This window comes from Thalassospira sp. SM2505 (genome assembly GCF_054901115.1).
Genome location: NZ_CM142731.1, coordinates 3,711,910 through 3,727,901 on the forward strand (window position 1 = coordinate 3,711,910; position 15,992 = coordinate 3,727,901).

The 15,992-nt window shown below is 56.2% G+C and carries 13 protein-coding genes; 9 read left to right on the top strand and 4 right to left on the bottom strand.

All coding sequences use genetic code 11. The features are described 5' to 3' along the window. Position 1 precedes the first annotated feature (1 nt). The gene (locus ACTU44_RS17455; RefSeq protein WP_114098628.1) at positions 2 to 2,782 is read left to right on the top strand and encodes an ATP-dependent DNA helicase; all 2,781 of its coding nucleotides are present in this window, start codon (positions 2 to 4) and stop codon (positions 2,780 to 2,782) included. A gap of 100 nt (positions 2,783 to 2,882) precedes the next feature. Then, positions 2,883 to 4,175, top strand: coding sequence for a glycosyltransferase (locus ACTU44_RS17460; RefSeq protein WP_114098627.1), 1,293 nt, complete (start codon positions 2,883 to 2,885; stop codon positions 4,173 to 4,175). Positions 4,176 to 4,216: 41 nt separating this feature from the next. Here ACTU44_RS17460 and ACTU44_RS17465 read toward each other — a convergent pair whose 3' ends face one another. Together ACTU44_RS17465 and ACTU44_RS17470 are read right to left on the bottom strand one after the other, a co-directional pair. Continuing rightward, positions 4,217 to 6,139, bottom strand: coding sequence for a heavy metal translocating P-type ATPase (locus tag ACTU44_RS17465; RefSeq protein ID WP_462096085.1), 1,923 nt, complete (start codon positions 6,137 to 6,139; stop codon positions 4,217 to 4,219). A gap of 96 nt (positions 6,140 to 6,235) precedes the next feature. Continuing rightward, on the bottom strand, positions 6,236 to 6,805 hold the full coding sequence (locus ACTU44_RS17470; RefSeq protein ID WP_114098625.1) for an HdeD family acid-resistance protein: 570 nt from the start codon (positions 6,803 to 6,805) through the stop codon (positions 6,236 to 6,238). 351 nt (positions 6,806 to 7,156) lie between these two features. Here ACTU44_RS17470 and ACTU44_RS17475 point away from each other — a divergent pair, with 351 nt between their 5' ends. Together ACTU44_RS17475 and ACTU44_RS17480 are read left to right on the top strand one after the other, a co-directional pair. Beyond that, the gene (locus ACTU44_RS17475; protein ID WP_258548727.1) at positions 7,157 to 7,603 is read left to right on the top strand and encodes a DUF2946 family protein; all 447 of its coding nucleotides are present in this window, start codon (positions 7,157 to 7,159) and stop codon (positions 7,601 to 7,603) included. 187 nt (positions 7,604 to 7,790) lie between these two features. Further along, complete coding sequence (locus ACTU44_RS17480) at positions 7,791 to 8,435, top strand: Crp/Fnr family transcriptional regulator (protein WP_114098624.1); 645 nt, start codon at positions 7,791 to 7,793, stop codon at positions 8,433 to 8,435. Positions 8,436 to 8,528: 93 nt separating this feature from the next. Here ACTU44_RS17480 and ACTU44_RS17485 read toward each other — a convergent pair whose 3' ends face one another. Continuing rightward, positions 8,529 to 11,660, bottom strand: coding sequence for a sensor domain-containing protein (locus ACTU44_RS17485; RefSeq protein ID WP_258548726.1), 3,132 nt, complete (start codon positions 11,658 to 11,660; stop codon positions 8,529 to 8,531). Between the two features lie 365 nt (positions 11,661 to 12,025). On the opposite strand from ACTU44_RS17485, the gene ACTU44_RS17490 reads away from it, so the two are divergent. The 3 genes from ACTU44_RS17490 (at position 12,026) to ACTU44_RS17500 (ending at position 13,869) form a co-directional block, all read left to right on the top strand. Then, positions 12,026 to 12,439, top strand: a complete 414-nt coding sequence (locus tag ACTU44_RS17490; RefSeq protein WP_114098623.1) for a tellurite resistance TerB family protein — start codon at positions 12,026 to 12,028, stop codon at positions 12,437 to 12,439. 283 nt (positions 12,440 to 12,722) lie between these two features. Then, on the top strand, positions 12,723 to 13,607 hold the full coding sequence (locus tag ACTU44_RS17495; RefSeq protein ID WP_114098682.1) for an NAD(P)-dependent oxidoreductase: 885 nt from the start codon (positions 12,723 to 12,725) through the stop codon (positions 13,605 to 13,607). Then, positions 13,594 to 13,869, top strand: coding sequence for a GDCCVxC domain-containing (seleno)protein (locus ACTU44_RS17500; protein WP_114098622.1), 276 nt, complete (start codon positions 13,594 to 13,596; stop codon positions 13,867 to 13,869). Before ACTU44_RS17495 ends, ACTU44_RS17500 begins: the two co-directional genes overlap by 14 nt. Before the next feature lie 3 nt (positions 13,870 to 13,872). Here the strand turns inward: ACTU44_RS17500 and ACTU44_RS17505 are convergent, their stop codons facing one another. Continuing rightward, positions 13,873 to 14,409 carry a class I SAM-dependent methyltransferase gene (locus tag ACTU44_RS17505; protein WP_114098621.1) on the bottom strand — a complete coding sequence of 179 codons (537 nt, stop codon included), beginning with the start codon at positions 14,407 to 14,409 and terminating at the stop codon, positions 13,873 to 13,875. 84 nt (positions 14,410 to 14,493) lie between these two features. Here ACTU44_RS17505 and ACTU44_RS17510 point away from each other — a divergent pair, with 84 nt between their 5' ends. Continuing rightward, positions 14,494 to 14,712: a SlyX family protein gene (locus tag ACTU44_RS17510; protein WP_114098620.1), complete on the top strand. Its 219-nt coding sequence runs from the start codon at positions 14,494 to 14,496 to the stop codon at positions 14,710 to 14,712. Between the two features lie 55 nt (positions 14,713 to 14,767). Further along, complete coding sequence (locus tag ACTU44_RS17515) at positions 14,768 to 15,937, top strand: DUF3095 domain-containing protein (protein WP_114098619.1); 1,170 nt, start codon at positions 14,768 to 14,770, stop codon at positions 15,935 to 15,937. The last annotated feature ends 55 nt before the right edge of the window (positions 15,938 to 15,992 follow it).

Here is a 15,992-nt window from a genome sequence, read left to right on the forward strand (position 1 = left end):
AATGTTCGATGATCGTTCCGAAGAAGCCACACCGCGTTTTATGCCGCCCAATGCGCCAGTCATGGTCGTTGGATTGCGTCATGCTGTGTTTCTGTCGCCAGATGGCGAGATCGAGGAACTCCCGCACGGGGCTGCCGCCAAAAAGGCACGTTCAACCCGTCCCATTCTGGTGCATACCCCGGCCTGCGCGCGGCGTCTGAAATCCGATCCGTTTCCGGCCCATGACCTGCTCGAACTGTTTGCCTTTGTCCGCCCGGCACAGTTTTGCGTGCCGACCCCGCGTGGCATCGCGTTGGCAACGGGTCAAAAGCCCGCCGATGACCTGATCGGTCAGGCCGAGGCACTGGCAGAAGCCATGAAGCGGCTTTTGCAGGAACTGGCCACCCTTCATCGTAACAAGCGCGGCCCGGCTCTTTCGGTTGCATGGCCGATGGCCCGCGGACATTGGCCGTGGGGTGTTTCGGTTCTGGCTGCTCTTGGTGCGGATGGCGACGGCCCGCATCGTTATGCGGTCTATGAAGGGCTTAAGGTCTGGAAAAAGCTTGGCGAATGGGCCGAACATGCGCCGCCACCGCCGCCCGCCAATTATCCGGTTGATCCCAAGGATGCCCGCAAGCGCCTGAAAGAACTTCTGGGCGAAGGGGCCGAAGAACGCCCGCAACAGGCCGATTATGCCTCATCGGTCTGTTCGGCCTTTGGCCCGCGTCTGCATGATGGTGCGCCCAATATTGTCTTGGCCGAGGCCGGAACAGGCACCGGCAAGACGCTGGGTTACGTGGCACCAGCATCGCTTTGGGCCCAGAAAAATGACGGCGCGGTCTGGATTTCGACCTATACCCGCAACCTGCAACGCCAGATCGATCAGGAACTTGACCGGCTTTATGATGACCCCAAGGACAAACGCCTTAAGGCCGTGGTCCGCAAGGGTCGCGAAAACTATTTCTGCCTGCTGAATTTCGAAGAAGCGCAGCGCCCGTTAAACCAGCAACCGCACCAAGCCACCCCGCTTGGCCTGATTGCGCGTTGGGCATCCCATACCCGCGATGGCGATATGGTCGGCGGTGATTTCCCCGCCTGGCTGACCGAATTGCTGGGTAACCGCTTCACCGGCGCATTGGCCGATCAGCGCGGCGAATGCATCTATGCTGCCTGCCCGCATTATTCGAAATGCTTTATCGAAAAGACCGTACGCCGCGCCCGTTCGGCCGAGATCGTTGTTGCCAACCATGCCCTTGTCATGGTGCAGGCGGCCTTGGGCGGGCTTGATGACAGCTCGATGCCGACCCGTTACGTCTTTGACGAAGGCCATCATTTGTTTGATGCCGCCGATAAGGCATTTTCATCCCACCTGACCGGGATGGAGGGGCAGGAATTGCGCCGCTGGCTGCTTGGGGCCGAGCAAAAGGGGTCATCGCGTGCGCGTGGTTTGAAACAGCGGCTTGAAACCCTGATCCTTGATCGCGATGAACTGCGCGATGCGGTCAATGCGGTGATTGTTGCCGCCCAATGCCTTCCGGAACAGGGATGGCTTTCGCGCATTCATGACGGATCGCAACATGCCAAGGGCCCGGCGGAAACCTTCCTTGCCCATGTGCGTGCGCAGGTCATGGCACGCTCCGCCGAAGGTGATCGCGGATATTCCATCGAGACCGATTGCAAACCGGCGCTGAACGAAGTCCTTGCCAGTGCAGCCGATCTTGATCGCGCGCTTGAGGCCATGGAAAAACCGGCCAAGTCGCTGATCAAGATCATCGCCCATATGCTCGATGAAAAGGCTGATGAGCTTGAAAGTGCGGAGCGTCAGCGCCTTGATGCTGCCATCAGATCCCTTGAACGCCGGGCGATCATGCAGGTCGCGGCATGGCGTGAAATGCTGGCATCATTAGTCGAGGAAACACCCAAAACCTTTGTCGACTGGTTTGCGATTGAACGGCAGTTTGGCCGGGATTTTGATGTTGGCATGCATCGCCATTACCTTGATCCGACCTTGCCGCTGACATCGGCATTGGCCCCCACCGCCCATGGCATGGTGGTGACGTCCGCCACCCTGCGCGATGGCACCGGGGACGAGGATTTTGACTGGGCCGTGGCCGAGGACCGCACGGGGGCCGCCCACATGCCGCTTCCGGCCATCCGGGCGGCGATGAAAAGCCCCTATAATTACCGCGAACAGACCCGTGTTTTCATCGTCAATGATCTGGGCCGGGATAACCCGGACCATATTGCTGCGGCCTATCGCGAACTGTTTCTGGCGTCCGGTGGCGGTGCGCTTGGCCTGTTTACCGCGATCACCCGTCTGCGTGCGATTTATGAACGCCTGACCGGACCGATGGATGATGCGGGTCTGCAATTACTCGCCCAGCATATTGACGGCATGGATGTCTCAACACTCATCGATATTTTCCGGGTTGAACGCGATGCCTGTTTGCTGGGTACGGATGCCGTGCGTGACGGCGTTGATGTACCGGGCGACAGTTTGCGCCTGATCGTCTTTGACCGCGTGCCATGGCCCCGCCCCGATATTCTCCACCGTGCCCGTAAATCCGCATTCCACGGTGCGCGTTATGACGACATGCTCACGCGCCTTCGGATGAAACAGGCCTTTGGCCGCCTTGTGCGTCGTGCCGAAGATCGCGGTGTGTTTGTTCTGCTTGATAACCGCATGCCGTCACGGCTTCTGGGCGCCTTCCCCGAAGACGTCGAAGTCCAGCGGGTTGGGTTGCGCGAGGCGATTGAACAGACGCGGATCTTCCTTGGCAACGACCAGAGCAACGAAAAATGATCGGCTGCCTGCCTGCCTTTGTCGTGCCGGATTTCCGCGACAAGACCTGCTAAACTTTTAAGGCGCAGGGTGTTCTTTGGAACGGCAAAAAGGATGGATCATGCATGTCATGCTGATGACCTATGGGACGCGCGGCGATGTGCAGCCCTTTGTCGCGTTGGGGCGTGGACTGATCCAAAAGGGGCATCGGGTCACCGTCGCCGCCCCGGAACGCTTTGCCGGTTTTATCACCGATCATGATCTTGAATTCGCAGCCCTGACCGATGCGCTGATTGCGCTTATGGATGACCCGCAATTTGCCGATGCGTCTGATCCGAAGGCATCGGCCTTGGCGAAACTGAGATCGTTATTTGCCATCGGCAAAAAGGCGCGTGGTCTTCAGGACAGGCTGCTTGATGGCATTTTCCGCGCGATAGATCAGGCCAAGCCCGACGTCATCGTTTTTCATCCGAAAACCTTTGGCGCGCTGCCGATTGGCAGGCATTTCGGTATCCCGGTTGTGATGGCGCAACTGATCCCGTCCTTTATCCCGACCGGCGATTATCCGCATATGGGCGTTCCCGATCTTGGCCCAAGAGGTGTGTTGGGCCGCTGGTATAACCGCGTGACCGGCACGCTGATATATAGGCTTTTGAACGCGACACTGCGTCGGCAAGTTCACAGATGGGCCGCACGACGCCAAAACGGGATCAATGCCAACTCTTTGGACATCCTTCAGTCTTGTAAGTCCGGTACGCTGCCCATGATCCACGCCTTTGGCAACGCTGTGATCAATCGCCCCACAGACTGGCCGACACACGCAACTGTCACTGGATACTGGTTTCTGGACGGGGGCGCACAAACAAACCTGCCTGATCCGGCATTAAAAAGCTTTGTCGAACGTCACGAAAACCTGATATATATCGGTTTCGGGTCAATGCACGGCAATGATCCGACCGCGATGGCAGAGATGATTGTTAAGGCCGTCTCACAAGCCGGTGTGAGCGCTATCATTGCAACCGGCTGGGGCGGCATGGGCGACATTGACTGGCCATCCAACATCCTTGCGGTCCGCGAAGTTCCCCATGACTGGCTGTTCCCGAAAGTCGATCTCGTCATTCATCATGGCGGGGCTGGCACCTGTGCCGCAGCACTGCGCGCCGGTCGCCCGTCGATCATCATTCCGTTTTTCGGTGATCAACCTTTCTGGGCAAAGCGCCTGCACGGGCTTGGCGTTGCGCCATGCCCGATCAAGCCTGCAAAACTTGATGCCGCGATCCTGGCCCATCAGATCAAAACGGTCCTTGAAACGCCGGCCTATCGCAACAACGCCGAACGCGTCGCAAGCAAGATCGCCGATGAAGACGGCATCGCGAATGCCATTGCCGAAATCACGCGCGCGGTTAACCACTAACACTTTCCGAATACTGTTAGCTGGACCGCAAACTTGGCGTCTCAGGCGTTTGGCTGCTCTACCATATCGGCATCAATATCATGCGCGATTGCCAGTCTGATCACATTGAGGATCGCGATGATATCAATGCCTTCCTGCAACAGCGCACCCGCAACAGGCGTGATGTAGCCAGCCGCGGCAAAGCCCATGGCGACGATGGATAGCACCATGCCACCAATCACGCTTTGCAAAAGAATGCGACGCATCGCCATGCTGATGTGAAGGAGCTCGTCCACCGTGACCAGCGATGCTTCGGGGATCACGGCACCGGCGGCATCCGCCGTGACCGCACTTTCCTTGCCAAAGGCAATGCCGACGGTGGCAACAGCCAGTGCCGGGGCATCGTTGATGCCATCGCCCATGAACAGTGTCGGGGCCTTGGCGGCCTCGGCCCGGACGATGGCGACTTTCTGTTCCGGGCTTTGTGATGCCAGACTTTCGGAAATACCCAGCAGTTCCGAAAGGTAGCTGACCTCGCTTTCGCGGTCGCCTGACAGCAACATCACCTTTTTGAAATGATGGATGTCGCCCAGATGCCCGACGAAGCTTTCACCTTCGGCGCGCGGTGTGTCGCGGAACCGGAATGTCGCGCCATATTGGCCATTGATCAGCACCACACATTCAAGCCCCGCCGTGGTGTCGGGCAGAAGCTTTGCCATCTCGGGATCGGATTTCATAAGCTTGTTGCGGTGGGTGACCACCACTTCATGGCCATCAACCTGCCCGCTTAATCCCTGTCCGGGTTTTTCCGAGGCACGAGAAACTTCATCAAGCGGCAGCTTGCGGAGCTTGGCGGCCTTAAGCACCGCGGATGCCAGCGGATGCTTGGAATAGCGTTCCAGCCCCGCTGTCAGGCGCAGGACAAAATCCCCCTCAAACCCGGCGCCGGGCACGACATCGACCAGCTCCGGCCGCCCATAGGTCAGTGTCCCGGTCTTGTCAAAAATCGCGGTCTGGCAGGTCGGCAGGCGTTCCAGCACCGTCGGGTCGCGAATGACGATGCCGCGCCGGGCAGCAATGGAAATCGCACTCATTACCGTGATCGGAATGGCAATCAGAAGCGGACAGGGTGTTGCCACCACCAGCACGGCCAGAAAGCGTGATGAGTCCCCGCTCAGATACCCGACAAGAATGGCAAAGATCAGGGCGGCGGGCGCAAACCATGCACCGATCTGATCACCAAGACGGCGGATGCGCGGGCGTTTTTGTTCGGCCTCGGCCATCACATCCATGATCTGGGCATAACGGGAATCGCGTGCGCGTTTTTCCGCCCGGATGATCAGGACCGCCTCGCCATTGATCGCACCCGATAACACCGCCGTTCCCGGTGCCTTGGCCACCACATAGGGCTCGCCGGTCAGATAGCTTTCATCCATCGAGCCATGACCATCGACAACGGTGCCATCGACCGGGGCTGTTTCATGGGGAAAGACCGCGATCAGATCATTGATCTGAACATCATCAAGGGCAATGTCGGTAATATCGCCCCCGGCTTCCTTGCGATGCGCGACACTGGGCATGCGACGCGCAAGGGCATTGAGTGCCGAGGATGCCTTGCGCATGGCAAAGCTTTCCAGAACCTGCCCGCCAGTCAGCATCAGGATGATCAGGCTGGCCGCCAGATATTCACCGAGCCACACACCGGTCACAAAGGCAATGGCAGCCAGAAAATCCGCACCCATTTCGCGCCTGAGCAACTTGATGGCAAGCTGGCCGAGGATCGGCACGCCCCCGATCACAAACAGTGCCAAAAGCGGGATATCTGCGGCCTGATACGCACCGACCCTGTGAGGCCCCGCCCAAAGCAGCACAAAATGCGTCCCCATGGCGACCAGTGTCGCAATCAGGATCACACGATTAAGGACAGGTGTCGAAAGCCTGTCATCTATCCGGGCAAGAAAATCTTCAAAAGCCTGTGCTGCCATGGTCAAATCCCGAATGTGGTTCTGCGATCATGCCATGAATGCACGCCGCTACGCAGCCCCGCCTGAACAATACGGTCACCACAGGCCTTTGGGGTGTCAAAGACGCGAAACCTTGCCCATCGCAACCGAAACCATCAGATAGCTGAAACCCGATGACAGCAAATTGATGCCCAGCAACAGGCCAATTGCCCAGCTGGCAGAACTTGGCAATTCGGCGAAAATCAGGACACCGGCAAGGATGGCAACACCGCCCGAAAACAGCATCCATTTCCAGCCGGGAAACTGGCTGAGCCGTGAGGCCATCACGATTTCAAGCAGGCCCTGCAGGATAAAGGCAATGGCAAGCAACACCGTCAGGGTCACGATCCCGGCCAGCGGAAAGAATGCCAGCCAGCCACCAATCACACCAAAAATGATGCCCTGAACAACATCAACAGATCGCCGGGTGGGCGTATCGGCATTCCAGGCGCCATAGAAATGACCAAGCGCGCCGATAATGAACAACCAGCCAATGATGGTTTTAAACGCAATCGTCGTTGCCAATGGGAAAGCCACAGCCAGAACACCAAGGATCAGCATGATCACGCCAACATTGCGCAGCCGCTTGCGGCCCTTGTCGAGAAGTCCGCGCATTTCCGGGGTACCGTCATTTACGACCTGGGTCATGGATTTGCTCCTGTGTGAGTGCGGATGGCATCAACAAATCTCAACCCAAAATAGTTCATTTTGTTCCGACTGAATACAAAAGTTTATGAGTTGCAATATGTTGGACCATCATCCCCAATCAGATCACAGATATTCTTGCGCCCTTTTCATGACGCTTTTAAAAAAATCCCGACAAAAAATCTGCCCGCGAACCATCGGCCCGAACGCACAAACCACGGGTTACCTGCGATCACGGGATTTGTTTGAATCATTATAAAGAAATTCTGATAACTGGTTCACAATTGCAGGCTTTGACAGGGCGCTTTCAAAGGGCTATTGAAAACCCGTATCTTTCCAATCTGGATAGAAGCCGTGTCAGTTACCCGAAAACATATTCCGGTCATTCGACGCACACTGTCACTCCTTGTCGGATGGCTGTTGCTGGTTAATGGCATGATGTTCGGGTTCATGCACGCCCCTGTTGCCCTTGCTGCGGTTCCGACCAGCACGACGGCATCCGAAGTTACCTATGTTCCCCTGATTATCTGTACGGCCAACGGCATCAAGACCATTTCCGTCCCGGCCGAGGTCGCAAATGATGGTGCCACCGCCCCGCACAGTTCGAACGCCTATGAGGGCTTTCAATGTGCGAGTTGCGGACTTGGCAATCATGCTGTCGGCATGCCGGTCGAGCCGGAACTTCCAGATGTTCAGCGGGTCAAGCTTTCCAATCAGGTCACAGCCCTTCACATCACGGCACGTCTGCACGACTTTTGCCCGATTGCAGCATCCCCGCGCGCACCGCCCGCTTTGATCTGATTTTGTTTCCGCGGTTTTCGGCATTTTACGCCATCACTGTATCTTCACGCCCGGAATCCGTCTGAAAACAATGTGCAGCGCCCATCCAATCGGGCCATCCCGGATGCCATGCCGGGCCTAACGACTGGTGTCGATACGCGACCCCGCATTTGCCGCGTATCCTGAATTTGCCAATGGGGGACAACCCATGAACAAACAAGACGCCTTGAAAATTATGGAAATACTCGCCGAGCCATCGGCCCTTAACCTGCCGGCCGATGCCAGCATCGGTCATCATGCCGAAGATCAGAGCTATATCTATCTTCTGGCAAACGGCCTTGCCCTTCGCTGCAAATATACCGAAGACGGCGAAAGACAGGTCTGCCGGGTTTACCGCCCCGGCGATGTGATCGGACTTGAAATGCTTGCGGTCTGTGATCCGACCCTGGTGATCGAAACCATTGCGCCTTCGATCATCAAGCGGATCCCGATCAAACGGTTGCAAGAAACCCAGCAGCACGATCGCCAGACTCAAATGGCGGTCATGAGCCTGCTTGCGACCGAAGTCATGGATGCCCAGCAGCTTAAAATAAGCTTTGGCACCGGATCGGCCATGCGCCGCATTTGCCGGTTCCTGCTTTGGGCATCGCACAAGGATCAGGTCGCCCTGCCCAACCGTGAAAAGCTTGGCAATATCATTGCAACCACGACCGAAACGGCCAGTCGCATGATTGCCAATCTCAAACGTGAAGGAGCCATTTCCAAAAGTCCGGCCCTGCCCACGGTCATGCAGATCAACCGGGCAAAGCTTTGTGCCGGGGCTGGCGAAGCCCGGCAACAATCCGCCGCCTGATCAAAGATCGGTGCAAACATGAAAAAAGGTGTGTGGCGGTTATCCCCATGCACCTTTTTCAATTTCGATATTCTGCGGTCACGCGCGCGCTGCTTAATGCACGGCATTCCCGGTCAGCGGGAAATGCGTTGGCGCAGTTTTGTTGGATTTCAGCAAGGCTTCCATGTCACTCGCCGAGACAGGCTTGCTGAAATAGAATCCCTGTACCTCGTCCACGCCCTCGGACGCGATATGTTCAAGCTGGGTTTCGGTTTCAATACCCTCGACATTCACAGCCATCCCGAACGAACGCGCCAGGAACACCACCGCACGGACAATCGCGGCATTGCCATCGGAACTGTCGATATCAATGATAAAGGACCGGTCGATCTTGATCTTGTCGACTGGGAAGCGTTTCAGATAGGCCAGCGACGAATAGCCGGTGCCGAAATCGTCAATCGCAATCCGGATGCCCTGATTACGCAGAATGCCAAGGGTAATGGCCGCCTCGCGCGGGTTGTCCATCACCGCACCTTCGGTGACCTCGAACTGCAATTGACGCGGATTAAGGCCCGAACGCGCCAGGACTTCGCCGACACTTTCAATCAGGTCTTCGTGGCGCGCCAGTTCAAGCGGCGACAGGTTGACCGAAATCGTCAGCTCCCCGAACCCCTCATCGCGCCAGATCTTGGTTTGTTCACAGGCACGGTTCAAAACCCATTTGCCGATATCGCCAATGATGCCCATGCGTTCGGCAACCGGGATGAAATCAACCGGACTGACGGGGCCACGTGACGGACTGAACCAGCGAACAAGGGCCTCCATGCCGATGATACGATGCCCACCCATTTCAATGATCGGCTGATAGAACAGTTCCAGCTCGTCATTTTCAATCGCGTGGCTAAGATCGCGTTCCATCGCCTTGCGTTCCTGAACCTCGACCTGCAATTTCGGCTCAAAGAAATGATACCGGTTGCGGCCTTCGGCCTTGGAACAATAAAGCGCAAGATCGGCATTGCGCAGAAGGTCCTTTTCATCGCGACCATCCTGCGGATACATGCAAATCCCGACCGAGGTCGATGCCTGAACCTCGTTGCCATCAAGCATGAAGCGTTCAGAAACGCGTTCAATCAGGCGCTGGGCAACGAATGTGACTTCCTCGACCGATCCGGGTTCATGGATCAGAACGGCAAATTCATCCCCGCCCAGACGGGCGACCACATCCTCGTTGCGCAGACAAACGCGCATGCGTTCCCCTACCCCCTGTAAGAGTAGGTCACCGATGGGGTGGCCGAGTGTGTCGTTGATGTCTTTAAAGTTATCCAGATCAAACATCATCAGGACAAAATTGCGGCGTTCGCGTTTGGATCGTTCGACCGCGGCAGCCAGTCGCTCCTGAAACAGCGTGCGATTGGGAAGACCGGTCAAGCCGTCATGATGGGCAAGGAACTGAATGCGGGCTTCGCTGCGCTTGCGGTCGGTAATGTCGGTAATCGATCCTTCGATCAGGTGGGGACGCCCCTTCTCGTCGCGGACCAGACGGGCATTTTCCTCGACCCAGATGATCTTACCGTCACTGCGGCGCAGCTCTGTTTCAAAGCCCTGCACAATTCCATCGCGTAACAAACGCCCCGTAAGGCGCAGGCGACTTACGGGGTTCAGGTAATGATGTTGAAGTTCGTCATTTTGCAACATCAACTCATCAACGGACTCATAGCCCAAAATCGAAACGAATGCCGGATTGGCGGACAGAACCGGCCCCATAGGCCTGCTTTGATAAAGCCCCTCGGCAGAGTTTTCAAAGATACCGCGGAATTTCTCTTCGGCGTGGCGAAGCGCACGCTCGACCGCCAGTTTCTCGGTTACGTCCTGGCCGATACAGATCACACCGGCCACGTCGCCATCTTCACCGAAATGCGCGCGGGCATTCCATTGCAACAGGCGGACTTCACCATCACGGCGCTTGAACGAGAAAACCTCATCCTTGATGATTTCACCGGAAAGCAGACGACGTACCGCCATACGCACCCGCGCACGGTCACTTTCAATCAGCAGGAAATCAAAAAAGTTCTGACCGGCGGCCTCCATCCAGGAATAGCCAAAGGTCCATTCGCATTCACGGTTATATTCAAGAATGCGTCCCTCGGCATCGAGGAACATGATCACGCTGCCTGCGGTCTGAACCAGTGCGCGATAGCGTTCCTGACGCCGGCGCAGGTCATATTCCGCCTGACGGCTTTTGGTGATGTCGGTCATCGTGACGCTATAGCCAAGCAACCCGCCGCCTTCGCCACGGATTTCGGTCGCATTCAGGCGAACCCAGATCTGACTGCCGTCCGAACGGCGCATTTCGATATCGCGCGCATGGACCCCAATACCTGTTGCCAGATCACGGCGCAGCTGCACACGATCACTGTCCTGGGCATAGAATGTCTCGGGATGGCGCAGATAGGCCTGCATGACTTCGCGCACACTGTCATAATTAAACAGGGCTGCGGTTTCTTCGTTTACATGGGTGATCGTGCCATCGGCACTCAGTTCAATAATCCCGTGCACCGCATGTTCAAGCGCGCGGCGATAACTTTCCTCGCGCGTGCGTTCCTGTGCAAACAGGACGACAAATTCGGCACCGAAAAGCGGCATGCATTGCCACTGGAAGAAACGCTGTCCGTAATGAACCGTGCGTGAATTTTCTTCGTCAAATTGCGGACCATTCTGATCAACAAGGGAACGCTGATCCACCGGATGGGCCAATGCGAACGGGCTTGCAAAGCCCATCTCAAGGGCCAGCTGTTCGGCCGCGCGGTTCGCACATCGCATTGCGCCATCGCGTTCGAATATCAGAACCGGTTGTGGCGATATCAGGCTGCCCATGCCTGATGACACATCGTCATCCATCACCATCAGGCGGATATAGTCAACTCCACGAATGCTCAGCTTCCAGCCAAACAGCACATGGTCTGCGCCGCCAACTGCAAGAGTACGGCTGTGATATCCGCTATTCTGAAGAATTTCGTCCGCAAGTTCCGGTAGCAGATCCGACAAGCTGCCGAGATCATCAATCTCGTACCACCGGGACTCTTCGATGTCCTGATCAAACCAGGGAACCCATAACGCATTGACAAGCAGACACTTTCGGACAGGATCAAACAATCCAGCCGGCATACGCAGGTGGCTGATCAATGCCGCCAGTGTGTTGGCGGAATTGATTGCGTTGATGTCTCCCATATCCGCTTTAATCGTCATTTTCGTTATCGCTGCGAGACCATAACTGCTACCCCATGCACTGCAAAGGCTATTTTTCCCCAAAGAGAGTAAGCAGCCACTTTATGTCGCTATTATTTTGAACCGGCTTAATTTTTTTTAGATTGCCTGAATCACGCACATCTTTCGATGCATTTTTTTACCCCGCGTGACCGACTTGAACAGATTGTGTCAGATTTCCCTACGTAATCATTAAAATCCAAAAAATTTAATCGGTTAACTGTTGCCCGCTGATTGTTATCAGAATACCATTCCTCCGCCTAATGGTTGTCACAGTGTAATGCGACGAACGTCAACGGTCTGCACAGACACGATTCTGATAATCATACTGGAAAGGAGTAACCAACGTGATTTCGCATCAGGACGCCTTGATCTACACAATGGTTATGGTTTCGGCCGCCGATAATGACATTACGGATGCCGAGCTTTCCGCTATGGGACGCCGGGTACGGTATCTTCCGATTTTTGCCGGATTTGACAATGACGGTGTCACCAGTGTGGCCCGCGATTGTGCAAGCCTGCTTGGCGAAGAAGACGGCATGGACCGCGCACTGACCATGATCCGCGATGCCCTGCCGCGCAAATTGCGTGAAACCGCCTATGTCTTTGCCTGCGAAATTGTTCTGTCTGACAGTGAAATCAGTCAGGAAGAACTTCGTATCCTTGAACTTCTGCGCCACCGGCTTGATATCGACCGTCTTGTCGGCGCGGCAATTGAACGTGCCATGGCTGCCCGCTATGTTCGCCCCGGTGATTTCTAGGGGTCGGGCATTGTGGCAACACGCGTCAGACGACATATGTCTGGCATGACGAAACAAAGCAGAATTCATCAGCAAAACCCGAAACAACGAGGCCGTGTCTGACACAAATTGTGGTGTACCAAGCGCATTTCGGGCAAGTTCCCCTTGAAATCGCAGCTTTCATCAACGCCACAATGTGATATGGCCTAGCCACAAGAATCACCGCATACGTGCCATTCGGCGCGCGTGGGGTTGCGTATCGACCGATCCGTTGTCGTTCACCGCCACAAAAGGGACCGCTGTCATGACTGCTCTTTCCGGGGAAAATATCGCCTTTATCGGACTTGGACTGATGGGGCGCCCGATGGCGCTCAATCTTGAAAAGGCCGGAGCGATCCTGACGGTCAATACCCGCAATCCAGAAACGCTCAATGCCTTTGAAGATCTTGGCATTGCAACGGCAGGCACCCCCGCAGACGCCGCCGCCGAGGCCGATATTGTCATCATCTGCGTTGCCAATACGCCCGCCCTTGAAAATGTGCTGCTCGGCGAGGACGGCGTCATTGACGGCATGGAAGAAGGCACGATTGTCATTGATATGGGCACCACCGCCGTTGATGCGACACGCCGCTTTGCCGATGCGGTCGAGGATGCCGGTGGCCGCTGGATTGATGCCCCGGTTTCGGGTGGCACGCATGGAGCTGAAAACGGCACGCTTTCGATCATGGTCGGCGCCGACAAGCAGGATTTCGAACGCGCGCATCGGGTGTTTGATGTTCTGGGCGCACGCGTCACCCATGTCGGCGATGTAACGTCGGGCCAGATCGCCAAGGCCGCCAACCAGATGATTGTCGGCATCACCATCGGTGCGGTTGCCGAAGCCTTCTCGATGGCCGATGAGGCAGGTGTTGATCTTGACAAGCTGCGCTCGGCCCTGACCGGCGGATTTGCAGATTCTGCAATCTTGCAAAAGCATGGCGAACGCATGATCGAGCGCAATTTCGAACCGGGCGGCAAGGTTGTCACCCAGCGCAAGGACCTCTATCAGGCACTTGAATTTTCCGAAGGTGAACTTGGTCTTGAACTGCCCTTCTCGCGGCTCGCGCTGGAGCTTTATGACGAAGTCATCGCCATGGGCGGTGGCGAACTTGACCATTCCGCACTGATCAAAGTCTATGAAGAAGACTGACCAGCAAGATGTCGAACTGACATCGGTTCTGACATGCCCGGAATGTGGCCATGTCGAAACCGAAACCATGCCAACCGATGCCTGCCAGTATTTTTATGACTGTAAGGGATGCGGGGCGGTACTGCGCCCGCTTGCCGGGGATTGCTGTGTATTTTGTTCTTACGGCACGGTCCCCTGCCCGCCGGTTCAGCTTGATGGCAAGAATGCTTCCTGTTGTGGCGGCAATGGCACCACGAAGGCGGACCAGGCGGAAATCCCCTAACGATCAGCCTGGCTTGTGCTTTCCAAACCGGTATAGATACAACCGGTCCGGACCGGATTTCATCGGCACTTCGCCAAAGGCCTGCCAGCCGGGAATGGAAAAGGCGCGTGAAATGACAATCGCGCCATCGCGCATCCGTTCTGACAGGACATCGCCGACATCGGCCATGACGCGCGGATCCAGAAAACAGATCACAACATCGCCCGGATCACGGTCAAGCTTGCGAAAGTCCCCCCGGATCAGCGTCAGGTTCGGCTTGGCAGCCAAGACCGCCCGCATCCGGCTGATCGCATAGGGCACCGGGGACAGTTCGATCCCGGTTACACTGATCCCGGGACGCGCACGGGCAATGGCAAAGGTCAAATCCCCCCACCCCGATCCGAAATCGGTGACGGTTGTGACGTCAGCCGGGATATAGGCAATGATTTCATCAGCCGCCGCGGACAATGTCGGCATGGGAACCGAACGCAGCCAAACGGCATAAGCCGCAATCAGACCCAGAATGATAACGACGAAAACAAGTACCGATAAATCAGTCATAAGCCCGCTAAATATGTTAGTGTCCGGGTGAATTCAGTCTTTAGTCCTGCCACACGGTGGCCCCCAAATCCAGAAGATACCAGCATGCATAACGAAGACACGGAAACCCGCATCACTGAACTTGAAACCCAGCTCGCACACATGGATTCCGTGGTAAGCGACCTTTCAGACATGATCAAATCCCAGTGGGATCGTATTGATCTTCTGGAACGCCAGAATAAATTAATGTCTGCTGATATTAAACGGATGATCGATTTTCTGCGTACAGCACCAGAAGACGATGCTCCGCCTCCGCACTACTGATCGTCTGAAAGACCCGTAAAGACCTGCGGCACCAGCACCAGATTGCGAGTAGGACGTGACCAACCTGTATCTTGATATTCCGGTATTTGACGACTTCGCCAGAGTACTCGATGGCGATGTATATCATCGACTGCCTGACGACTGGTGGGTAGGCACATCCGATATCGTCGGATCAACCAGGGCGATTGCCGCCGGGCGGTTCAAGGATGTGAATATGGTTGGCGCATCCGTGATCTGTGCGGTCAGCAACGCATTGGGCCATTCCGATTATCCCTTTATCTTTGGCGGTGACGGCGCGAGCTTTGCCTGCCCGCCTGACCGGATCGAGGATGTGCGGGCGGCCCTGGCTGCGACCGCCACCTGGGCGCGCGAAACCCTTGATTTTGACCTGCGCGTTGCGCTGGCCCGGATTTCCGATATTCGTGCCACCGGACGCGATATCCGGGTTGCGCGCTATGCCGTCTCGCACCCGGTTTCCTATGCCATGTTCAGTGGTCGGGGCCTTAAATGGGCCGAAGATCGCATGAAGGCAGGCGACAATATCGTGGCCCCGGCCCCGGCCGGGACGCGTCCGGATCTGACCGGGCTCTCGTGCCGCTGGTCGCCGATCAAGGCCAAAGGCGATGATCACATCCTGTCGATCATTGTTCAGCCGACCGATGACCGCGCCAAATTTGATACGGTTGTCAAACATCTGTTTGAACTTCTTGACGATGCTCCACGCAAAAGCAGCCCGATCCCGGCCAAGGGGCCTGATTTTGCCTTTCCCCCGCCGGGGCTCAAACTTGAAGCCATTGCCACCGAACATCAGGAAGGCGGATATTTCAAGGCCTGGTTCAAGGCGTTCTATATCTCGCTGATTGCGCTTGTCCTGATGAAAACCGGATGGAAGCTTGGCGACTTTGACCCCAAGCGCTATCGCGATTTCACCGGCAATAACACCGACTTTCGAAAGTTCGGTGACGGTCTCTGGATGACGGTGAATTGCAGCGCGGATCGCAGCGCAGAGATCGAGGAATATTTGCATGCGGCCGAACAGCGCGGCGACATCCTGTTTGGCACCCATCATCAACGCAGTGCGATCATGACCTGTATCGTGCCCTCGATCACCAATGACGCGCATTTCCATTTCCTTGATGGGGGCGAAGGCGGCTATACCGCCGCCGCTGCTGCCTACAAGGCCAAGATCGGTGCAATCGGGACGAACCAAACCCCAGCCACATAGCCTTGACATGCGCAAAACGCATCAATGATACGGTGCCAATAGATTCATTGCATGA